Annotated in this window: 22 protein-coding genes; 9 read left to right on the top strand and 13 right to left on the bottom strand. The window is 71.8% G+C overall.

The genetic code is table 11. The features are described 5' to 3' along the window. Positions 1–2: 2 nt before the first annotated feature. Together AB0G28_RS10990 and AB0G28_RS10985 are read left to right on the top strand one after the other, a co-directional pair. A complete protein-coding gene (locus tag AB0G28_RS10990; RefSeq protein ID WP_361086295.1) occupies positions 3–572 on the top strand; it encodes a DedA family protein in 570 nt (189 codons plus the stop codon). 9 nt (positions 573–581) lie between these two features. Beyond that, entirely contained in the window at positions 582–1,109 is a 528-nt protein-coding gene (locus AB0G28_RS10985) for a hypothetical protein (protein WP_361086160.1), read from the top strand. A 193-nt stretch (positions 1,110–1,302) separates the two neighbouring features. Here the strand turns inward: AB0G28_RS10985 and AB0G28_RS10980 are convergent, their stop codons facing one another. From AB0G28_RS10980 to AB0G28_RS10955, 6 genes are all read right to left on the bottom strand, one after another. After that, entirely contained in the window at positions 1,303–1,989 is a 687-nt protein-coding gene (locus AB0G28_RS10980) for a protein phosphatase 2C domain-containing protein (protein WP_361086157.1), read from the bottom strand. Between the two features lie 64 nt (positions 1,990–2,053). Next, positions 2,054–3,292 (bottom strand): GDSL-type esterase/lipase family protein, encoded by a 1,239-nt coding sequence (locus tag AB0G28_RS10975; RefSeq protein WP_361086154.1) that lies wholly within the window; start codon positions 3,290–3,292, stop codon positions 2,054–2,056. 30 nt (positions 3,293–3,322) lie between these two features. Next, positions 3,323–4,288 carry an arabinan endo-1,5-alpha-L-arabinosidase gene (locus AB0G28_RS10970; protein ID WP_361086152.1) on the bottom strand — a complete coding sequence of 322 codons (966 nt, stop codon included), beginning with the start codon at positions 4,286–4,288 and terminating at the stop codon, positions 3,323–3,325. A gap of 154 nt (positions 4,289–4,442) precedes the next feature. Continuing rightward, positions 4,443–5,987: an alpha-L-arabinofuranosidase B gene (locus AB0G28_RS10965; protein WP_361086149.1), complete on the bottom strand. Its 1,545-nt coding sequence runs from the start codon at positions 5,985–5,987 to the stop codon at positions 4,443–4,445. A 172-nt stretch (positions 5,988–6,159) separates the two neighbouring features. Beyond that, complete coding sequence (locus AB0G28_RS10960) at positions 6,160–6,621, bottom strand: DUF6292 family protein (protein ID WP_361086146.1); 462 nt, start codon at positions 6,619–6,621, stop codon at positions 6,160–6,162. A 168-nt stretch (positions 6,622–6,789) separates the two neighbouring features. Continuing rightward, positions 6,790–7,740: a YafY family protein gene (locus tag AB0G28_RS10955; protein ID WP_361086143.1), complete on the bottom strand. Its 951-nt coding sequence runs from the start codon at positions 7,738–7,740 to the stop codon at positions 6,790–6,792. Between the two features lie 63 nt (positions 7,741–7,803). On the opposite strand from AB0G28_RS10955, the gene AB0G28_RS10950 reads away from it, so the two are divergent. Next, complete coding sequence (locus AB0G28_RS10950; RefSeq protein ID WP_361086141.1) at positions 7,804–8,946, top strand: epoxide hydrolase family protein; 1,143 nt, start codon at positions 7,804–7,806, stop codon at positions 8,944–8,946. Positions 8,947–8,990: 44 nt separating this feature from the next. Here AB0G28_RS10950 and AB0G28_RS10945 read toward each other — a convergent pair whose 3' ends face one another. Then, complete coding sequence (locus AB0G28_RS10945; protein ID WP_361086139.1) at positions 8,991–9,317, bottom strand: rhodanese-like domain-containing protein; 327 nt, start codon at positions 9,315–9,317, stop codon at positions 8,991–8,993. Positions 9,318–9,398: 81 nt separating this feature from the next. Between AB0G28_RS10945 and AB0G28_RS10940 the strand changes: the two genes are divergently transcribed. Further along, the gene (locus tag AB0G28_RS10940; RefSeq protein WP_361086292.1) at positions 9,399–9,971 is read left to right on the top strand and encodes a helix-turn-helix domain-containing protein; all 573 of its coding nucleotides are present in this window, start codon (positions 9,399–9,401) and stop codon (positions 9,969–9,971) included. 6 nt (positions 9,972–9,977) lie between these two features. Here the strand turns inward: AB0G28_RS10940 and AB0G28_RS10935 are convergent, their stop codons facing one another. From AB0G28_RS10935 to AB0G28_RS10920, 4 genes are all read right to left on the bottom strand, one after another. Then, positions 9,978–10,646: a hypothetical protein gene (locus AB0G28_RS10935; protein ID WP_361086136.1), complete on the bottom strand. Its 669-nt coding sequence runs from the start codon at positions 10,644–10,646 to the stop codon at positions 9,978–9,980. Positions 10,647–10,666: 20 nt separating this feature from the next. Next, complete coding sequence (locus AB0G28_RS10930) at positions 10,667–11,032, bottom strand: hypothetical protein (protein ID WP_361086289.1); 366 nt, start codon at positions 11,030–11,032, stop codon at positions 10,667–10,669. A gap of 45 nt (positions 11,033–11,077) precedes the next feature. Further along, complete coding sequence (locus tag AB0G28_RS10925; protein ID WP_361086133.1) at positions 11,078–11,569, bottom strand: roadblock/LC7 domain-containing protein; 492 nt, start codon at positions 11,567–11,569, stop codon at positions 11,078–11,080. A 602-nt stretch (positions 11,570–12,171) separates the two neighbouring features. Next, entirely contained in the window at positions 12,172–13,011 is an 840-nt protein-coding gene (locus AB0G28_RS10920; protein ID WP_361086130.1) for an LLM class F420-dependent oxidoreductase, read from the bottom strand. Positions 13,012–13,093: 82 nt separating this feature from the next. Between AB0G28_RS10920 and ligA the strand changes: the two genes are divergently transcribed. Together ligA and AB0G28_RS10910 are read left to right on the top strand one after the other, a co-directional pair. Continuing rightward, positions 13,094–15,085 carry an NAD-dependent DNA ligase LigA gene (gene ligA / locus AB0G28_RS10915; protein WP_361086127.1) on the top strand — a complete coding sequence of 664 codons (1,992 nt, stop codon included), beginning with the start codon at positions 13,094–13,096 and terminating at the stop codon, positions 15,083–15,085. 75 nt (positions 15,086–15,160) lie between these two features. Continuing rightward, positions 15,161–15,607: a hypothetical protein gene (locus AB0G28_RS10910; RefSeq protein WP_361086124.1), complete on the top strand. Its 447-nt coding sequence runs from the start codon at positions 15,161–15,163 to the stop codon at positions 15,605–15,607. Between the two features lie 163 nt (positions 15,608–15,770). Here the strand turns inward: AB0G28_RS10910 and AB0G28_RS10905 are convergent, their stop codons facing one another. Further along, positions 15,771–17,708 carry a BTAD domain-containing putative transcriptional regulator gene (locus AB0G28_RS10905; protein WP_361086121.1) on the bottom strand — a complete coding sequence of 646 codons (1,938 nt, stop codon included), beginning with the start codon at positions 17,706–17,708 and terminating at the stop codon, positions 15,771–15,773. A gap of 157 nt (positions 17,709–17,865) precedes the next feature. Between AB0G28_RS10905 and AB0G28_RS10900 the strand changes: the two genes are divergently transcribed. Further along, entirely contained in the window at positions 17,866–18,909 is a 1,044-nt protein-coding gene (locus AB0G28_RS10900; protein WP_361086118.1) for an RICIN domain-containing protein, read from the top strand. 27 nt (positions 18,910–18,936) lie between these two features. On the opposite strand, the gene AB0G28_RS10895 is transcribed toward AB0G28_RS10900, so the two are convergent. Further along, on the bottom strand, positions 18,937–19,383 hold the full coding sequence (locus AB0G28_RS10895; protein ID WP_361086115.1) for a hypothetical protein: 447 nt from the start codon (positions 19,381–19,383) through the stop codon (positions 18,937–18,939). Between the two features lie 347 nt (positions 19,384–19,730). On the opposite strand from AB0G28_RS10895, the gene fabG reads away from it, so the two are divergent. Together fabG and AB0G28_RS10885 are read left to right on the top strand one after the other, a co-directional pair. After that, on the top strand, positions 19,731–20,492 hold the full coding sequence (gene fabG / locus AB0G28_RS10890) for a 3-oxoacyl-ACP reductase FabG (RefSeq protein WP_361086113.1): 762 nt from the start codon (positions 19,731–19,733) through the stop codon (positions 20,490–20,492). Positions 20,493–20,497: 5 nt separating this feature from the next. Then, on the top strand, positions 20,498–20,950 hold the full coding sequence (locus tag AB0G28_RS10885) for a MaoC family dehydratase (RefSeq protein WP_361086110.1): 453 nt from the start codon (positions 20,498–20,500) through the stop codon (positions 20,948–20,950). The last annotated feature ends 8 nt before the right edge of the window (positions 20,951–20,958 follow it).

The following is a 20,958-nucleotide window of genomic DNA, read 5'->3' as shown; positions in this document are numbered from 1 at the left end:
TGATGGAGTCCCTCGGCGGTCCCGGCGCGGCCCTCGTCGTCGGGCTCGACAACCTCTTCCCGCCCCTGCCCAGCGAGCTGGTGCTCCCCCTGGCCGGGTTCGCCGCCGGCCGGGGCACGTTCGGCCTCGGCGCCGCGTTGTTCTGGACCACGCTGGGTTCGGTCGCCGGCGCCGCGATCGTCTACCTGCTCGGCGCGCTCCTCGGCCACGACCGCACGCGCCGGCTGGCCGGCCGCATCCCGCTCGTCCGGACGTCGGACTTCGACCGGACCGCGGCCTGGTTCGCCCGCCACGGCGGCAAAGCCGTCTTCCTCGGCCGCATGGTCCCGGTCTTCCGCAGCCTCGTTTCGGTACCGGCCGGGGTCGAGCGCATGCCGTTCGGGCGATTCCTGCTCTACACCGCGGCGGGCAGCCTGATCTGGAACACCGGGTTCGTCGTCGCGGGCTACCTGCTCGGCGCCAACTGGGCCGTGGTGGAGCGTTACGCGGCGTTCTTCCAGTACGTCGTTTTCGCGGCTCTCATCGTCGCGTTAGGACTGTTCGTCGCCCGGCGAGTCAAGGCGGACGGCTAAAGTCCTCGCATGAACGAAGCCCGGACGCAGGCTCCGGCCGGTTCCGCCCCCGCGGAACGGCCACCCGTGGTGGCCGCCCTGCGGGAACGCGTCTACGCGACGCTGGTGGGCCTGTCGACCGTGGTGCTCCTGCTGGACTACGCCGGCAGCACGTCCGCGACCGAAGCCGTCGCCGACATCGCGGCCGCGATGGTCGCGCTCTGCCTGGCCGGCGGGTTCGCGGACATCAGCGCGCACCGCATCGCGCACGGCAGCTTCCCGCGTGGGCACGACCTCCGCCACATCCTCGCGGCGGCGGGCCACGTCCTGGAAACCGCCCTGCTGCCCGTGCTGAGCGTCGGCGCCGCGGCGCTCGGCTGGCTCCCGCTGAATACGGCGCTGTGGATCGCCGCCCTGTCGCTGGTGCTCACCATCGCCGCGCTGGCCCTGTCCGCCACGCGGCGCGCCGCCGTCCGGTGGCCGGTCAAGCTGCTGCTCTTCGTCGTGGAAGTGGCGATCGCCCTCGCGGTGGTGGCGGTGAAGCTGATCGCCCACTGAGCCACCGGGGCGGCCGGCGGTCCGCGGCGGGGCTCTGGTTTGAACCGGGCCGCGAACCTGGGCCAGCGGCGCCTGGGGCCGTAGCCCGTCGTCTCCGTGACTTGGCTCCAGTGTGCTGCGGCCGGCCGCGGGAGGCCAGAGCCGGAAGTCCCCGCCTTGTCCCGCGTTCGGGTGATCCCGGGCGGTCGCTCGGTCAGGCCGGGACGACCCGGACCACCACCGCGCTCGCGTTGTCCTGGCCGCCCGCCGCGTCGGCGTCGGCCAGGAGCCTGCCGACCTGCTCGGCCGGCGCCCCGGACGAGGCCAGCACGTCCCGGATGCGCTGGTAGGGAACCTGTTCCGCGACACCGTCACTGCACAGCAGCAGGACGTCGCCGGGGCGTGGCGCGATGTTGAGCACGTCCGGTTCGGGGTGCGCGGGATGCCCGAGGTAGCGGGTCAGCTGGTAGCGCGCGGCCCGCGCTTCGGGCGAGTCGAACGCGTACCAGCCGTTGACGGCGCCGAGCCACGCCATCGTGTGGTCGGTGGTCAGCAGCTCCAGTAGCCCGTCCCGCAGCCGGTAGGCACGGGAGTCGCCGAGGTGGGCGATCCACAGGGCGGAGCCGGCCGCCGCCAGCGCGGTCAGCGTGCACCCGGTCAGCCCGCCGATCCGCCGCCCGGCCGCACCGACCTCCGCCTGCGCCCGCGCGACGGCCGCCCGCAGCGTCGCAGCGTCGACGGCAACTCCGGCCGCCGACAGCTGCTCCACGAAGACGGCGACTCCGGTCCGGCCGGCCGTGCGGCTGCCTTCGCCGTCGCCCATGCCGTCGGCGACGACGGCCAGCAACGGCTCCTCACGCAGGTGCACCACGTCGAAGTTGTCCGCGTAGCGCCGGCCCACGACGCTTCCCCCGGCCGCGCGCAACGCGAACTCGCTCGTGCCCGCATGATGCCGGCTCCCAGGCTCAGAGCCCGAACACCCGCAGGTCGATCGACTCGCCGAGCAGCCGGTCCCCTTCGGCGTTGGGGTGGTAGCAGTCGGTGCGCCAGTCCGCGCGGATCACCGTCGGGTCGGCCGGGTCGCGGAGCACGGACTCGAAGTCGAGCACCGCGTCGAACGTGCCGGACGTGCGGATCCACGCGTTGACCGCGAGCCGGGTCTGTTCCTTCGCGCTGCCGGCGGCGTTGCACATCGGCAGGATGGTCGCGCCGACGATCTCGCGCCCGGACGCGTGCACCCGCCCGGCGATGGTCTTCATGGCGTCGATGACCTGGGCGGCCGGCGCCGGAGGCGCGTTGTCGCCGCCACCGATGTCGTTCGTCCCCTCGAGGAGCAGGACGTACCGCACGCCCGGCAGGGAAAGGACGTCGCGGTCGAGCCGCAGCGGCGCCGGCGGGCCGCAGCACTGGCCGGTCGGGTCGTACGGGTTCGGCTGGACGCTGACGGTGTTGCCGCTGATCCCGGCGTTGGCCACCGACAACCGCCGCCCCGGCGGGCGGGTCGCGATGCGCGCGGCGAGCACGTCGGTCCAGCGCGGGCCGCCGCCGAACGCGTTGTAGCCGTCGGTGATCGAGTCGCCGAGGGCGACGATGGTGCCGCGGGCGGCGGAGCCGGCGCTGATCGCGTCCACCCACCACAGCACGCCACGGGAAAACGCGCCGTAGGCGGCACCCGACTCGTTCGCCCCGGCATCGCCCGGGCCGGTCGAGAGGAACGATCCCGGCGTGCCGGTCTCCGGTGGCGGGAACGTGTGGTCGTCGATCGGGGAACCGGGGGCGTAGACGCTGACCGCGACGTGGTCGCCGCGCCGCACGGACAGCGGCAGCGGGTCGGTCCACACGCTGCCGCCCGGCGGGATCGTCACCGCGCGCCGGAACCCGAACGTGGCCCGGCGGTTCGACCCCGGCACCAGCGCCGGCGAATCCGTCGAAGGCTGCAGCCCGGCCCATACCGACCGCACGGTCAGCGCGGTGGCGCCGAACGGGTTGCTCAGCCGGACCCGCAGCCCGGTCCCGCTCGCCGTCACGGTGAGGACGTTGCGGACCGTGACGTCAGGCGCGGTGCCGTGCACCCCTTCGAGGGCGGACTCCGTCAAGGTGACCGAGTGTGCCCAGGCCTCGTCGGCCGGGGCGGCGTCCGCGATCGCCGGGCTGAGCAGCGACGCGGCGACGGCGAAGACAACAGCGGTTCGGCGGAGACGCATCCGGCCGTCCTTTCCGCACACGGCGTGGTTTCAGGTGACGCCCGGCCAGCCGGCCGGGTCGTAGCTCAGGTGGTTGATGCCCAGAAGCGACGTGCCGTTGTCGGCGTAGTAGTGGTAGAAGAGCAGATCACCGTCGGCGTCGGCAAGCACGGCCGCGTGGCCGGGGCCGTGCACGCTGCCGTGCCCGGCCAGGATCTCGGTGCCCCCGCCCGAAGTCAGCGGAACGCCGGCGCGGTCGGTGTAGGGACCGGTGACGCTCGTGGACCGGCCCACCATCACCCGGTAGGTGCTCGACGCGCCGCGGCAGCACAGGTCGAACGACACGTACTGGTAGTAGTAGCCGCCGCGCTCGACGACGAAGGGGGCCTCGATCGCCCCGCCCCCGCGCCCGGCGATGGCGGTCATACCGGTGCCCGAGCGCAGTCCCGTCGCCGGATCCAGCCGGATCAGCTTGATGCCCGACCAGAACGAGCCGAAGTCCAGCCACCACCGGCCCGCCTCGTCGACGACCAGGTTCGGGTCGATGGCGTTGAAGTCGTCGCCGGCGCGGGACTCGACGACCAGGCCGCGGTGGGTCCAGGTGCCGGAGCCGCCGGAAGGGCTGGTGGCCAGGAAGATCGCCGACCGGTTGGAGCCGAAGGTGGAGGCCGCGTAGTACAGGTAGTACCGGCCGTTGTGGTGGGAGATGTCCGGCGCCCAGAGGTGGGGGCTGCCACCGGTGTAGGTGGTCGTCCACGGCGCGCCGCCGGGGAAGACCGAGCCCGCGTCGCGGAACGCGGTGCGGTCGGTGGAGGTCTTGAGCACGAGGTTGTCCCCGGTGGCGGCGACCAGGTAGCCGCCGTCCGGGCGTTTCACCACGCTCGGGTCGTGCACGCCGACGTCCCCGGTGACGCGGCCGGGGTTCGGGTACGCGGCCGCGGCGGACGCCGCCGGCACGGCGGCGGAAACCGCGGCCAGCAGGAAAACGGTGGAGAGCAGTGCTCGAGCGGCCGGCATGGTGCCTCCGTTGGCGACCCGGGAAGACGGCACCCTCGACTGGGAGCGTTCCCAGGCGAGGGTAGCGCGGCGTTCCCCACGCTGGCAAGACGTCACCGGAAAGCGCTTTCGCGCGCCTCGCCCGGCCGGCGGGCGAGGCGCGCGGAAGCCCGGATCAGGAAGCCCACGGGGAGCCGACGGCCCAGCTCACGTCGTCGTTGTAGGCGTTGGTGCTGTCGAAGGCGTTCGATCCGCCGTTGGCCGCGATGTAGACGATGTTGTTGTAGTGGCGGACGTACCGGTCGGGGAAGTTCAGCGACCGGAGCGAGGTGCCCTGCCCGCTGCGGCCGGCCTCCGGGCAGAACGTCGCGTCCTGCTTGAAGAGCGTGCTTCCGTCACTGCTCTGCAGGTGGAGCTGGTAGTTCTGGTGCCGGAGGTACTGCCCCGCGGTGTTCTTGGACTCGAACGAGACGCACGAGCTGTCGGCCAGCCCGGCCCGCACGGTCCAGGACGCGTTGCCCTTCTCGGTGGCGGAACTGGCACTGGTGACGACCGCTGTGTCCACTGTGGATCCCGTGTGGTGGATGTAGCGGTCGGTGCAGCAGGCGGTCGTGGCCCGCAGCGAGACGGACGTGCCCGGCGTCAGGCCGGTCCCGGCCGAACCGGTGGCGTAGCCGGCCGCGGTGATGTTGGCCTGCACCGCGTTCTCCGTGGCGTCCGACGGATAACCCGACGTCATCACGCCTTCGTAGAAGGTGCCGCGGGCGCCGACGCTGTTGTCGCCGCCGATGCCGAGGATGATGGCGCCTTCCTTCTTCATCGGGTTGTAACCCGAAACGTTGGGGCGCACGCCGTCGTAGAACGTCGACACGCCGCCGGACTGGGCGTTGCCGCCGCGGATGGCCCAGTGGTTCGGGCCGCCCTTGACGATGGCGGTCAGGAAGCGGTGGCTGATGCTCGGGTCGTTGGCGTTGTAGTGCTGGTTGACCCCGGAGAACAGGCCGTTCTCCAGGTCGGCCATGATCCACGGGCCGTTTCCGGCGCCGTAGCCCCAGGATTTGCTGTTGCCGAAGTAGATGGCCTCCATGGTGCCGTTGCCGTTGTCGCGGCTGTTGCGCTCGGCGTTGCCGTAGTCGAAGCAGCAGCCACCGTTGTAGTGGGTGCCGTCGAAGATCGCGTACATGCCTTCGGGCTGGTCGCCGGTCGCGACGCCGTTGGTGTTGTTGTTGCGGTAGCCCGTGCCCGGGGCCACGTAGACGCCGTAAGCCTTGTGGCCGCCGACGGTGATGGGCGCCGCGGTGGCGTTGGCGAGGTTGTCGTACCCGCCCGCGGCCGGGCCGTTGAAGCCCCCGGGAGGTGCCTGCGTGAGGCGGTTGTTGCGGCCGGACTGGTCGTAGATGACCGTGATGAGGCAAGTCGTCCCGGCACAGAAGGAATCCTGCGCCGCCGCGTCGGCGACGCCGCCGGCGGTCAGCGGGGCGATGTCACGGGTGGCGTTGTCCGAGGCGCGCCGGACCTGGTAGAGCGGGCCGGTGTAGGCACCGTACAACGCCCTCGTGGTGCTGTGCGCGGCCACGCACGGCGTGCCGCCGGAGGCGTAGATGTCGCACGGCCCCTGCGTGGCCGCCTGCGAGGTGCCGGTGCCGGTCAGGAGGCCGGCGGCGAGCAGCCCGGCCGCGAGGAAGGCGTGCGAAAGGGGAAACCTCGAGTGTCGTGCCATTGATCTCTCCCGCTGCGTTGAGGGAAACGTGGACTCGGACGGCACAAGCGGAGCGATTGTGAGCGCTAACATAGCTCCCGGAAAGACGAAGCGCAACGGCCGATCGCGGGGTCCGATGAAGCCGGAAAGCGTTCGACACCTTCACTTCGGCGCCATCGACCGAACCGGGCGGTCAGCCGATCCTGGTCAGGAACGGGACCGTCGTCCCCCAGCGGCCACGGCGATAACGCAGCAGGCGCTCCAGCAGCTCCTCGCGGTCGCCGCGCAGATCGGGCGGGACCGGCGGGGCGGACGGGCCGCCGGCGTCGCGGATCGCGGCCACGAAACCGCGGACGCGGGCCGGGGAGGGCACGAGGTCGTCGCCGAGGTAGGCGAGCACCAGCAGGTCCTCGCCGGAATGGGTTTCCATGGCCAGCGCCCAGCCGTGGCGTTCGTCCCACAGCAGCGCCAGGTCCCGGCCGGGGTGGCGGGGCAGCCGCAGATCGAGGGCGACGTAGGCCGACGCGGGGACGTCGAGGTCGGCGGTGCAGGACTCGCCGCCCACCCCCAGCGCGGCACTCACCACGGCCAGGTAGCCGGACAGCCCGCTCCGCGCGTCGTGGTCACGGTCGATCCCGGTCAGCAGGGGAATCACCCTCCATCGCCTCGGGCCGGCCGCGGGCCACCGCGGACCGGTCTCCTCGGGCTCCGACGCTACGGTCCCGCCGCCGTCGGCGCATGGCGTCGATGGACCCCGGCGGACGGGACTTTCGTCACTTGCTTGCCGGACGGAAAGATTCGGCGTCCTCTGTGGACGGCGACCTCAGCCGGCCGCCCTGCCCAGCCGCGCCGCCAGCACCCGCACGTGCTCGACCAGCTCCGGCGGCTCGTGCACCTCGAAGTCGAACCCCATGCCCGCCACGTAAACGAGCAGTTCGTCCAGCGAATCGGAGCCCGTGCGCAAGGTGCAGCTGCGCTCGTCGACCGGCTCCAGCGCCCCGGTGGTCGGTGCGATGCGTTCCGCGGCCGTCTCGGCACTGACGTGCAGGGTGAACCGAGCCTGGTAGCGGTAGGCCGAAGTGGAGATCGCCCGCGACGTGTAGCCGCCGAGGTCGACGTCCGGCGGGGTGCGCGGGGTGAACCGCGGACCGGTGGGCGTGCGGGGCCGGAGCCGGTCCACGCGGTAGGTGCGCCAGTCCTCGCGGCCGGCGTCCCAGCCGATGAGGTACCAACGCCGTCCCGTGTGGACCAGGCGGTGCGGCTCGGTCGTGCGGAGGCTTTCGGTTCCGTCGTGGGCCCGGTAGTCGAACCGCAGCCGCAGCGAGTCGCGGCAGGCGGCGGCGATGGCGGTGAGGGTGTCCGGGTCGGCCGTCGGGCCGGCGTGGGCCATCGGCACCGTGACCGACTGCAGGGCGTTGACGCGGTGGCGCAGCCGGGACGGCAGCACCTGTTCGAGCTTGGCGAGCGCCCGCACCGACGTCTCCTCGATGCCGGTGATCGAGCCGCCCGCCGCGGTGCGCAGCCCCATCGCCACCGCGACGGCCTCGTCGTCGTCGAGCAGCAGCGGCGGCAGGTCCGCGCCGGCCCCCAGCCGGTAGCCGGCGGTGCCCGCGGTGGCCAGCACCGGGTAGCCGAGGGCGCGCAACCGGTCGATGTCCCGGCGCACCGTGCGCGGGGTGATCTCCAGCCGCTCGGCCAGCTCGGCGCCGGACCAGTCGCGCCGGGTCTGCAGGAGCGAGAGCAGGCGCAGCAGCCGCGCGGAGGTTTCCCACATGCCGCCAAGTCTGTCACGCGGTTAGGACCGAAGTTGACCTAACCGGTTCCTAGAGTCGGGGACATGACGAACGACAGCGAGATCCGGCCCTTCACCATCGACGTCCCGCAGGCGGACCTGGACGACCTGCGCGACCGGCTCGCCCGGACCCGGTGGACGGCGGACCTGCCCGGCGCCGGCTGGAGCCGCGGCGTGCCGGCGAGCTACCTCAAGGGACTGGCCGAGTACTGGCGCGACGGCTACGACTGGCGTGCCCACGAGCGTGTCCTGAACTCCTTCCCGCAGTTCACCACCGAGATCGACGGGCAGGACCTCCACTTCCTCCACGTGCGCTCCCCCGAGCCGAACGCTCTTCCGCTGATCCTGATCCACGGCTGGCCCGGCTCGGTCGTGGAGTTCCTGGACGTCATCGGCCCGCTGACCGACCCCCGGGCGCACGGCGCCGACCCGGCGGACGCCTTCCACCTCGTGATCCCGTCGAACCCGGGCACCGGTTTCTCCGGGCCGACCCGCGAAGCGGGCTGGGACACCGGCCGGATCACCCGGGCGTACGCCGAGCTGATGAGCCGGCTCGGGTACGACCGCTACGGCGCACAGGGCGGCGACACGGGTGCCGTCGTCGGCCCGGGGCTCGGCCGGCTCAACCCGGACAAGGTCGTCGGCGTGCACGCGAACGGGCTCGCCGCGTTCACCGCCCCCGACGGCGAACTGACCGAAGCCGAGAAGGCCCGGCTGAAGCACTTCGAGTACCTGAGGACCGAGCAAGCCGGTTACGTGGCGATGCAGACCACCCGGCCGCAGACCCTGGCGCACGGGTTGCACGACTCCCCCGCCGGCCAGCTGGCCTGGATCGTCGAGAAGTTCAAGGAGTGGACCGACCCGGCGGCCGAGCTGCCGGAGGACGCGGTGGACCGGGACCTGCTGCTCACCAACGTGATGCTGTACTGGCTGACCGGCACCGCCGGCTCTTCGGCCAACTGCTACTACGAGACCGCGCACGCCGGGGCTTGGGGCGCGAGCGAGCGGTCGCCGGTGCCGACCGGCGTCGCGGTGTTCCCGCTGGACGTGTCGATCCGCGGCCCGCTCGAGCGGGAGCACACGATCGTGCACTGGTCGGAGTTCGGCCGCGGCGGCCACTTCGCCGCCATGGAGGCCCCGGACCTGCTCGTTGACGACGTCCGCGCGTTCTTCGGCAAGCTGCGCTGACGCCAGAGGGGACGTTCCTGCCGCGAGGAACGTCCCCCGCGACGTCAGGCCGTCTCGGTGGGCAGGCCCGCCGCCACCCAGTCCTCGATGCCCTCGCGGTACTTGCGGACGTCGGCGTAGCCCAGGGCGGTCAGCCGGTCGGCCACCTGCCCGCTGTTGGGGCACGCGGGGTTGGAGCAGTAGGTGACGACCGGGGCCGCCCGGTCGGGCAGCACGGCGGCCGCCCGCGCGTCGACGTCGGCCGGGACCAGGGCGACGGCGCCGGGCAGGTGCTGCCTGGCGTAGTACTCGCCGCCCAGCGCGTCGACCACCGTCGCGGTGCCCTCGTCCAGCGCGGCCTTGAGCTCGTCACGGGTGATGAGTGCGGTCATGTCGCTCCCTCGGGATAATCGGACTATAGTCCGGCTGTGCTTCCCGAAGATAGCGGACCGCAGTCCGGTTCTGCAACGCCGTTGGACCTGCTTCGCACGCCCCCGCCCAAGGAGCGCGCGGACGCCGCCCGCAACCGGGCGGCCATCCTGGACGCGGCCGCCGGGCTCTTCGCCGAACACGGCGTCGACGCGGTGTCCATGGACCAGGTGGCGGCGGCCGCGGGCGTCGGCAAGGGCACGCTCTTCCGCCGCTTCGGCGACAAAGCGGGACTGGCCGCCGCGTTGCTGGACGCCCGGGAACGCGTGCTGCAGGAAGGGATCCTGCACGGGCCGCCACCGCTGGGTCCCGGCGCGCCGCCCGCCGAACGCCTCGCCGCCTTCGCCGACGCCTACCTCGACTACCTGGTCGAGCACCTGCCCGTGGTGCGGATGTCGGAGACCGCGGCCCCGGGGGCCCGGTACCGGATCGGCGCCTACCGGTTCTGGCACCGGCACCTGGCGATCCTGCTCGCCGGCACGCCCGACCCCGAGCACACCGCGCACGCCCTGCTCGCCCCGCTGGCCGCCGAGCACGTCGCGGCGATCCTGCCCGGCCTCGGCGAACAACGCGTCCGCGCGGGCGTCGCCCGCCTCTGCCGGCAGGCCTTTTCCTGAGCGCCTTCAGGCCGGTACGTCCACCTCCAGCCCCATGACCCGCGCGGTGCGCCGGCGGCGGAGCCACCCGCGGGCCGGGGCGCCCTCCGGAAGCTCGTCGAGGAACGCCTTGCGCTGCTCCGGCGTCGCCGACCGCCAGCGCAGCGCGAGCACCGGGCGGACCGGCGCGATGAACGGCCGCACGCGGGGATGCGCGCCGGCGAGCCGCACCTCGTGGTCGCGGTCCGGCCGGTAGGCGAGCTCCAGGTCGATCAGCGGCTCGGCGCCGCCGGCGCGGTAACGGCACCGCGAAAGCATCCGCGCGAGCTCGTCCATCGCGACCCGCACGGTGCAGGGCATCTGGTCCTGCCAGCGGCCGAGCCACGGCGCGTTCACCGCCTCCGCGGTCACCTCGTCGGCCAGCACTACCAGGGCCCGGACCGGCGCCCCGGCGAGCTCGACGCGGATCCGCCGCCCGTCCGCGTCGACGAAGAACCGCACGACGCGGCCGGCCACGACGGTGCCCGAGCGCAGCTGCACCCACTGCTCGACCGCGTCGGGTGACGGACACGACGACACGAACGTGAACGCCAGGTCCTCACCGGCGAGGGTCATCGTCACCGGGAAGAGTGAACCGAGGTCGTGCATCAGCGCCGAACCGATGACGAGTGCGGCTCGCGAGCCACCTCCGGTCATCGGCTCCTCCTCCCCCGGGGTTACACCTGCAGGTCCGCTTCGATGCGTTTCAGGTAGTGCCGGGCCAGCGCCAGGTTCGCCCGGTCGCGGTCCAGCACCAGGTAGAGGAACAGCGAATTCCGCGACGAGTTCATCAGCCGGATCAGGTGGTACTGGCGGTGCAGCGTGATCAGCATGTCCTCGATGGTGTCGTTGAGCGCCAGCGAAGCCATGACCCGCATTTTCGACCGGACGACCTCGGTGTTGCCCGCCGCGGCGACCTCCAGGTCGAGCCAGTCACCGCCCCCGCTGGTGCCGAGCGACATGCCGCTGTCGTAGTCGACCAGCGCGACCCCGACGGCACCGGTGATCGACATGGCTTCCTTGAGTGCTGTGTCGATGTTCATCATCATGCTGCATCCTTTCCGTGAATGGTCGAGGCGGCCGGATCGCTAAGCGGCCAGGATCGCGCCGATCCGTTCGATGACAGGCCGGGATTCGAACAACAGGCGCCCGATGTTCAGTCCTTTGTCCCCGAGCACGACCATCAACGCCAGGCGCCCGATGGCATAGACGGCCATGTAGCCTTCGGTGCCGAACACCACGGTCTGGCTCAACGCGCCTTTCCCGGTCATTTCGGCCGCCTGGCGCGCGATCCCGAGGTCGGCCGCGGCGAGCGCGGAGATCTTCGCCGGATCGATGTCGTCGGACGCGTCGGCGATGATCGGTATCCCGTCGACCGCGGCCAGCACCGTGCCGGTCACCCCGACGACACCTTCCCGGAGATTGCGCAGCTCGCCGGCCAGCGCTTCGAAGTCCACTGTGTTTCTTCCCGCCTCGGAATTTTCTTCCCGCCTCGAAGTTTCGGTCCACCTCGAAATCGCTGAACGCGAGACAAAAGAGCGCTCAACAAAGAGCAATCGGCCAATCGGGCCGCTCTCCACCGGACGAACCCTACCGTCGGCATCACTGCGCGCCAATCGATTCGCCACAACCCGCGCCAGCATTACCCGATCGGGTGAAACGGTCTGTTTTTCGAAACGGAGAGAAATTAACTTCGTTCATTGATCACACGAGCGCCGATCCGGATCGTGGCAAGATATCGGCATTCCGCGTGAAGTGCCACGACGCCGCCGGGACCGGATCCCGGCGGCGCGCGAGTGGCCCCCTCGCCGGCCGGACGGGCCGTCGCGGAGGGGCCGGGGCGAACCGAACGCGCGTACTCTGCGCGACGAACCGCCCGGACAGCCTTCGCCCGGTCGGTCGCACCACGCTCGGTGACCGGGCGGTCGGGTCCGTTCGGGAAGATCCACTGAGGGGGTGACACCGAGCTGCCGCGGTGGGCGATCCCCAGGGGCGGTCACGAGGTCACCTCCGTCCCCGCGCCGACGGCTCGTCCACTTCACCGGACCGTGCCGCCTGCCCGGGTCGCTTCCCGGCCGGGTCGCTTCGAGCCGAGTCGCTTCCGGCCGGGTCGTTCGGCTCGGCCCGGCCGGTGTCCCCATCCGCGCCTGCCCGCACCAGCGGCGCGGATGGGGCACCCGGTTCAGCGCAACGGTTCCAGCACCTTCGCCAGCGGCTCGAGCACGGCCGGGGTGTGCGGCGGCGGCAGGTAGACGATCGCCAGGTCCAGCCCGGCTTCGCCGAGCGCCTCCACGTCGGCGGCCACCTGCGCGTAGTCGAGGTCCGGGCCGAGCCGGACGTGCGAGGACAGCGTGATCTCGGCCGGGTCGCGGCCGACGTCCGCGCAGTGGCGGTGCAGCACGTCACGCTTGCGGGCGAACTCCTCGGGCGGGCCGCCGACGAAGTTCCAGTGCTGGGCGTACTTCGCGGCCGTGCGCAGCGTGCGCTTCTCGCCGCTGCCGCCGATGCAGATCGGCGGGTGCGGCTTCTGGACGCCCTTCGGCTCGCACCGGGCGTCAGTGAGCTGGTAGTGCTCGCCCTGGAACGTCGTGGTCTCCTGCGTCAGCAGCCCGACGAGGACTTCGCAGGCTTCCTCGAAGCGGTCGCTGCGCTCCTTGATCGAGCCCAGCTCGATGCCGTACGCGCCGGACTCCTCTTCGTTCCAGCCCGCGCCGACGCCGATCTCCAGCCGTCCGCCGGAGACGATGTCGAGCGTCGCGGCCATGTTCGCCAGCAAGGCGGGGTGGCGGTAGTGGATCCCGCTGACCAGCGTGCCCAGCCGGAGCCGCTTGGTCGCCTGCGCCAGCGCGGTCAGCGTCACCCAGCCTTCCAGGCAGGGGCCGGTCGAATCGGAGAAGATCGGGTAGAAGTGGTCGAAGGTCCAGCCCGATTCGAACAGCTCGATTTCGTCGGCGGCCTGCCACACGGCGAGCATGTCCGCCCATTCGGTGTTCTGGGGCGAGGTCTTGATGGCGAATCGCATGATCTTCATCGTAAGCCTGGAGTTCCTCCAGACCGGCGGCCTTCGAGCGGTTTTGTCGGTGGTGCCCGGTAACGTCCCCGGTGTGAACGCTCAGGAACGCATCCCGGAACTCGCCGACCGCATCGTGGCGCTGCGCGACGCCTACTACCGCGGTTCGCCGCTGGTGGCCGACGCGGAGTACGACGCGATCGAGGACGAGCTGCGGGGCCTGATCGCGGCGCACCCGGAGCTGACGCCCGACCCGAACCCCCTGGACCAGGTCGGCGCGCCCGCGGTGCTGCACGCGCCGGTCCGGCACTCGCGGCCGATGCTGTCGCTGGAGAAGGCGAACACGCCGGAGCAGGTCGTGGCGTTCTTCGATCGCTTCCCCGGCCAGCCGGTGGTGGTCATGCCGAAGCTCGACGGCCTCTCGCTGGCCGTCGTGTACGAAGACGGCCGCCTGGCCAGGGCGGTCACCCGCGGGGACGGCACGACCGGCGACGACGTCACGCCGCTCGTGCGGGCGCTGACCGACGGGATCCCCGAGCGCGTCGACGCGCCGGGCCGCGTCGAGGTCCGCGGCGAGGCGGTCATGCTGCGGTCCACGTTCGCCGCCTACAACACCGCGCACCCGGACAAGCCGCTGATCAACCCGCGCAACGCGGCGGCGGGCACGCTGCGGGCCAAGGACCCCGCCACCGTCGCCGAGCGGCGGCTGCGGTTCTTCGCCTTCGACCTGCTCACCGACCCCGACAGCGCGGAGACCGACCTCGGCAGCGCCCTGCACACGCTCGGCTTCACCGCGGCCGACATGCGGCGCTGCGCCGACGCGGAGTCGGCGCAGGAGGTGATCGGCGAGATCGAGCGGCAGCGCAACGACCTGGACTACGACCTCGACGGCGCGGTGCTGCGGCTGGCCGACCGCGACGCCTACGCCGCCGCCGGGACGAGGTCGAGCTCGCCCCGCGGCGCGCTGGCGTTCAAGTTCGCCGCCGAGGAGAAGACCACCGTGCTGGCCGACGTCGTCTGGGACGTCGGCAAGACCGGCAAGATCGCCCCGGTCGCCCGGCTGGAACCGGTGTTCGTGGGCGGCACGACGGTCACCCGCGCGACCCTGGCCAACCAGGAAGTGATCAAAGCTCGCGGCATCAAGATCGGCGACACCGTCCTGGTGCGCCGCGCCGGCGACGTGATCCCCTTCGTCGCCGGCGTGCTGGACGCCTCGAAACGCACCGGCACCGAGCGGGAAATCGTCCCGCCGGACGCGTGCCCGTCGTGCGGGCAGCCGCTGACCGAGCAGGGCAACAGCCGGGAACTGTTCTGCACCAACGTTTCCTGCCCTGCCCAGACCGTGCGGCGGCTGATCCACTGGGCGTCGCGGGCGGCGGCCGACATCGACGCCATCGGCGGGGTGTGGATCGAGCGGCTGGCCGAGGCGGGGATTCTCGAGCACCCGTCGGACTTCTACCGGCTGACCAAGGAAAAACTGCTGGAGTTCGACCGCATCGGCGAGGTTTCGGCCACACGCATGATCGAGTCGATCGACGCGAGCCGCTCGGTCGGCCTGCGCCGCGCCCTGATCGGGCTGGCGATCCCGATGGCGTCCGAAGGCACCGCCGCCCGCCTCTGCCGGGCCGGGTTCGGCTCCCTGGAAGACGTCGCGGCCGCGGGCGTGGAGGGACTCGTGGCGGTGGAGGACATCGGGCCGAAGGTCGCCGCCTCGCTGATCGAGCACCTCACGAGGCTGCGACCGGAACTCGAGCGCCTGCGCGAGGCCGGCGTCTCCCTCGACGTGCGCGAGGAAGACCTGCCGCCGGTCGTCGCGGCCGGGGCGCCGCTGGCGGGCAAGACGGTGGTGGTCACCGGGTCGATCAGCGACCCGCGTTCCGGCGAGAAGGTACCCCGCCCGACCTTCCAGCGGCTCTGCGAAAAGGCGGGCGCGACCACGGCGACGTCGGTCTCGGCGAGCACCGACCTGCTCATCACCGGCGCCGACGTCGGCGCGAGCAAGCTGACCAAGGCCGAGAAGCACGGCGTCGAGGTCGTCGACCAGGGAGAGATCTGGCAGCAGCTGATCGCGGCCGGCCTCGTCTAGCCGGTCACCCGTTCGTGGCGCGGAACAGCAGACCACACTGGACGTGGGTAACCGCCACGTCCGAAGGGGATGCAGATGACCACGCCGCCGACCGACCTGGTGCTCGGCCGCCAGCGCCGCGTGCACGAGTTCCTCACCGCGCGGGGCTGGCACCTCGATGGCACCGGCGATCCCGGTGAGACGTGGTTCGCCGACGACGTGCACGCCGGGTGGCACTACCCCGCCACTTACGGCGGCCGGCACATCAACGACGTCGCCGGCACCACCCCGGTGCGGCTGCGGAGTTACTTCACGTTCGACGACGACGGCGACGAGGTCTTCGCCGTCGTCCCGGCGGGCAACCTCCGGGGCAGCGGCTGCGCCGAGCACGACACCCGGGAGCGGTTCTTCCCCTTGACCGCGGGCGGTGCCGTGGACCTCGACGAGGTCGCCCCGCTGCTGGACACGCTCGAGCCCCGCGCGCGGTCCCTCGACCCGCGGGCCCTGATCGAATGCCGGTACTTCGGGCCGTGCGAGCGGTGACGCACACGGTGTGACGTTGGCCGCCGCGTTGCGCGGTCCGGATCAGCAGGGCCCGCGGGTCGAGGGACCGCGACGGCCTGCCTCGGACGCGTTGTCGGCCACTGCCAGCCGGTCACCGAATCGCCGGTGTCCGAGCGCCGGCGCGCGGCGCCTCCCGCCCTGGTCATCCGTTCCCTCCCGGTGTTCGTGCCGGGGCCTCCCGGCCGCTGGGCTGCGGTGGCGGAGAGCCGTGATCGAGCACGCGGGTGAGCACCGCCTGCTGTTCGTCCGGTGCCACCGTTTCCCGCCCGAGTTCACGAGCGAACAACCTGACCAGGTCAGGCATGGCGAAGCGCCCGGGCGCGGTCTCCTCGAGCAGGTTCGCGTCCAGCAGGCGTTCCACGACGCGGTCCGTATCGGAGCCGCGGATACCCAGCACCCGCGCGGCGAGGTCGCTGTCGATGCCGGCCACCGGCAACAGACCGAACAGGCACAGTGCGCGCGCCGCCAGCCGGTCGGTGGAGTCGTCGCTGCCGCTCAGCGCGGTGTAGCTCACGAGGAAGCTGCCAAGCAGGCCGAAGCCGCCCACGGCGAGCTCGGCCAGCCGGAGCCGTTCGTCCGAGAGCCGGGCGAGCAGGCACCGCACCGGCCGGCTGGGTCGTGCGTTGAGCCGGGCCGCCGCGACCCGCAGGCCGAGTGGCAGATGGCCACAGAGCGCGGCCAGCGCCCGGGCCGCGCCGGGATCCGCGGCCGTGCGACCGCCGGAAACCAAGGCGTCGAGCATCGCGCTCGCCGCGTCCGGGCGCAGCGGGCCGACCTGCCGGTGGGTCGTGCCGTCGAGGGTGACCAGCCGGGTCCGGCTCGTGACCAGGACCGCGGCGCCGGAACCCCCGGGCAGCAGCGGGCCGACCTGCGCCGCGGTGGCGGCGTTGTCCAACAGGACCAGCAACCGCCGATCGGCGACCGTCGTGCGGAACAAGGCGGCGGCTTCCTCCACACCGGGCGGCATCTCCACGGGTGGGACACCCAGTGCGCGCAGCATGCGGTGCAGTGCTTCGGCCGCCGGCAGCGGTGCCACCCCGGCGGTGGCACCGTTCAGGTTCACGTACAGCTGCCCGTCGGGAAATCCGGCCGCCAGCCGGTGGGCCGCGCGCACGGCCAGTGCCGACTTGCCCACGCCGGGCGCCCCGTGGACGACGACCACCGGGCTCCGCCGAGGGTGGCCGCGGCCCGCCCCGAGCGGCCCGGACCGGTCGGTCAGTTCGGTGAGTTCGGTGTCCCGGCCGACGAGCGTGGTGATGTCGCGCGGGAGCTGCCGGGGCGTGAGCGGCGTGGCGGTCGCCGCCCTGCGCGGGGCGGCCGGCGTGCGCAGAGCCGGGTCGCCGTTGAGGATCCGCAGGTGCAAGGTCCGCAACTCGGTACCGGGAGCGACGCCCAGCTCGTCGGCCAGAGCGCGGTGGATCCGCTGGTAGTGGTCCAGCGCCTCGGCTCGGCGGCCGCACCGGTAGAGCGCCAGCATGAGCTGGCCGGCGGGCCGTTCCCGCAACGGGTTCGCCATGACGAACGCCGGCAGTTCCCGCACGGCCTCCGTCTCGCGGCCGGCCGCCAGCGCGGCGTCGAACCGCTCCTCCAGGGTGCTGCACCGTTGTTCGGCCAGCCAGCCGGCGGCCGCACCGATGGCTTCCGTGCGGGGCACGTCCGCGAACGGCTCCCCACGCCACAACTGGTGCGCCTGCCGGAACAACCGGGCGCCGCGATCGGCTTCCCCGCCCCGGGTGGCCGTCCGTGCCTGGGCGACGACCCGTTCGAACCGGTGCAGGTCGAGCTCCTGGTCTTCGACCCTCAGCAGGTACCCTGGCCGGCGCGTGACCAAGCGGTCGGCGCCGCTCCGGACCGACCGCAGAACGCGACGCAACCGCGAAACGTAGTCCCGCACCAGCGCTCGCGCCCCGGCGGGTGGCCGGCCCGGCCACAGTTCGTCCACGAACTGCTCCACGGTGACCAGGTGGCCCGGCCTGACCAGCAGGATCGCGCACACCGCACGGATCCGCGGCGGACCGACCGGCACGACGCTGCCGCCGTCGCGGACCTCCAACGGACCCAGCACCCCGAATTCCACCACGGCCTCTCCCCCAGCACGCGAACCCCTTGATGTCCCCTTCGCGGCTCGTCGCCGGCGCCGGGAATCGGTGTGTGCAGCGTTCCTCCGGCTTCGCGGGTTCGGCAATACGAGTCGCGTGTCCCGGACAGCTTTCCGCTGTCCGGCCTGGTCAAGGGGGATGGCGGCGACATTGTCCGGACAGCCGGACAGGCTCTGTTGCTTCCCATGGCCTCGGTCCGGTATCCCTGTGGTCGTGGAGGACGATCGCGTTGATCCCGTTTCCGCGCGTGATTCGGCCGAGTTCATCGCGGCGATGCGCGAGCTGAAGAATCGATCGGGATTGACGCTGCGGCAAATGGAGGAAAGGGCGACGGCCCATGGCGACGTCCTGGCCCGCAGCACCGTCGCCGACCTCCTCCGGCGGCAGACGCTGCCGCGGCCGGAACTGCTGGGGGCGTTCGTCCGTGCCTGCGGCGGGCAGGACCGGCTGGATGACTGGATGGGCGCCTACGAACGCCTGGTCCGCGAGGCCACCGTGACGGAGCACCCGAGCCCGGGGAACGCCGTGGCGGACACTTCGGCCCCCGGTGCCGCGCCGGCCGCCGGACGGAAGACCGGCGTCCTGGCCGTGGCGATCGTCCTGGCGGCGGTGGCGACGGCCGTCGTCCTGCTGACGACGACCGATGCGCCACCCGCACACCAGGGAAAGGCCGAAACCCCCACCGCGAAACAGTTCCCCAGGGTGCTGGCGCTCTCTTCCGCGGGGAACTGGGTACGGATCCGGCCCGCGCGCACGCCGGCGCTGTGCCTGACCGCCGGAAGGGAACGTTCGGGCCGGTACCGGTCGGAGGTCGCCGTCCAGCTCCCCTGCACCGAACCCGGTGGTCCCCGCACCTTTCTGCAGCCCATCGGCGACGACGTGACCGAAATCAAATGGGAACACCCCGTGGACAAGGGAATGGGCTGCCTGACGATCCGCAACGAAAGCCCCGCCAAGGACATGCTGGAGCCGGAGGAAGACTGCCGGGTCGAGGACGAGGCGCAGCTCTTCCGGATCGAGCACTTCGACGCCACCGCCACCGACGACTACCGCCTGCGGCGAGCACGCACCGATTTCTGCATCGGCATCGGCGACGACGACACGGCGCCGGGGGCGGAAGCCATCCAGCAGCCCTGCAGCGGCGCCGCGGCCCAGCGCTTCCGCTTCGAGCTGAACGCCTGATCGAACGCGGCTACCGCGGTGATCCCCCTAGATCGGGGTGCAGGTACCGACGTAGCCGGTGGACTCGTTCCTGTTGCAGGCTTGGAACCTGACGTCGGCCACGTCGTATTCCCCCCAGCTGTACGCGCCGTCACCCCTGTCCCACGAGCCGTCGGCGCCGAGTGCGAAGTCCCTGTACAGGCTCGTCCAAGCACTGCCGGTCCACTGCCGGTACACCACTCGCATGGTGCCGCCGTAACCGTCTTTGATGCGGTTCTTGGCGTCACACTTGTCTTTGACAAACACGCCGGAAATACTCGCGTCGTACCGGCCTTCCCCCACGAGGTCGTACTTGTAGGTACCTCCGGCGACGGTACAGCCGTTGCCACTCGTCCGTTCCAGGTAGTGCGGGGCCCCGCCGGCGTGCGCCACGGGCTGGATGACCAGCACCCCGGTGACTGCGGCGATGAATGCGATCGTCCTGGAGAATTTCACGTGTACCTCCCCCGGGCTTCCGAGCCCGGCAACGAATCCCCTGATCCGGCGGCGGCTGCCACCGATCTGGGAAGAGGCTGGCAGCCGGCCGTCGTGGAAACGTCGTCGAGACGTCGTCGCGGAGCGGCCGAACGCCGTCCTCCGCCCCGGCCGGCGGTGACACGTCCGGGTGTGACGTTGGCCACCGGCGTCCCCGGCTGCCTCGGGAAACGGCCCGCGCCGGGCGCGGCGCCGGAAAACTGCGTACGTTGGCAGCCAAATCCGGGCCGCTGCCCGTATCGTCTGTGACCAACCGCTTAGTAGGCTCGCGGGCACGAGCCCGCTTCTCAACGACGAGGAGGTCCCCCGTGACCGATTCCCCTTCCCGTGTCGCCGTGGTCACCGGTGCCGGCCGCGGCATCGGTGCCGCCGTCGCGGCGCGGCTGGCCGAGGACGGCTTCGCCGTCGGGCTGCTGGACCTCGACGAGGCCGGGGTCAAGCAGGGCGCCGAGGCGATCGTCGCCCGGGGCGGCAAGGCCGTCGGTGTCGCGCTGGACGTCAGTGACGCCGAGCAGGTCGACGCGGCCGTCACCCGCGTCGCCGACGAGCTCGGGCCGCCGGTCGTGCTGGTCAACAACGCCGGCATCACCCGCGACAACCTGATCTTCAAGATGACCGAGCAGGAGTGGGACTCCGTGCTCGACGTGCACCTCAAGGGCTCGTTCCTGATGACCCGCGCGGTGCAGAAGTACATGACCCAGGAGAAGTACGGCCGGATCGTCAACCTGTCGAGCACCTCGGCGCTGGGCAACCGCGGCCAGGTCAACTACTCCGCCGCCAAGGCCGGCATGCAGGGCTTCACCAAGACCCTCGCCATCGAGCTGGGCAAGTTCAACGTCACCGCCAACGCGATCGCGCCGGGCTTCATCGCCACCGACATGACCGCGGCGACCGCCGAGCGGCTCGGCATGAGCTTCGAGGACTTCAAGGCCGCGGCCGCGTCGCAGATCCCGGTGCAGCGCGTCGGCACGCCCGACGACATCGCGCACCTGACGTCGTACCTCGTGAGCGAGGGCGCCGGGTTCGTCTCCGGCCAGGTCATCTACGTCGCCGGCGGACCGAAGGACTGAGGCCGATGCGGGAGTTCGAGAATCTCGACGCGTTCGCGGCCGCGGCCGGCGAGCACCTCGGGTACAGCGAGTGGCTGACGGTCACCCAGGAGCGGGTCAACCTGTTCGCCGACGCCACCGACGACCACCAGTGGATCCACGTGGACGAGCCGATGGCGACCGCGGGCCCGTTCGGCGGCACCATCGCCCACGGCTTCCTGACGCTGTCGCTGCTGTCGGCGTTCGGCCCGAAGATCTACCGGGTCAACGGGATCAAGATGGGCATCAACTACGGCCTCAACAAGGTCCGCTTCCCGCAGCCGGTGAAGGTCGGCTCGAAGGTGCGCGCCGGGGCCGAGCTGGTGGAGATCACCGACATCCCGGGCGGCAAGCAGGCGGTGTCGAAGTGGACCGTCGAAATCGACGGCGAAGCGAAGCCCGCTTGCGTCGCCGAGTGGGTGACGCGGTTCCTGGCGTGAACATCGCT

The sequence above is a fragment of the Amycolatopsis sp. NPDC021455 genome, assembly GCF_040640995.1.
GTDB lineage: Bacteria > Actinomycetota > Actinomycetes > Mycobacteriales > Pseudonocardiaceae > Amycolatopsis.
The sequence above is the reverse complement of the archived record's forward strand: the minus strand, read 5'-3'. Positions and strand labels throughout refer to the sequence as shown.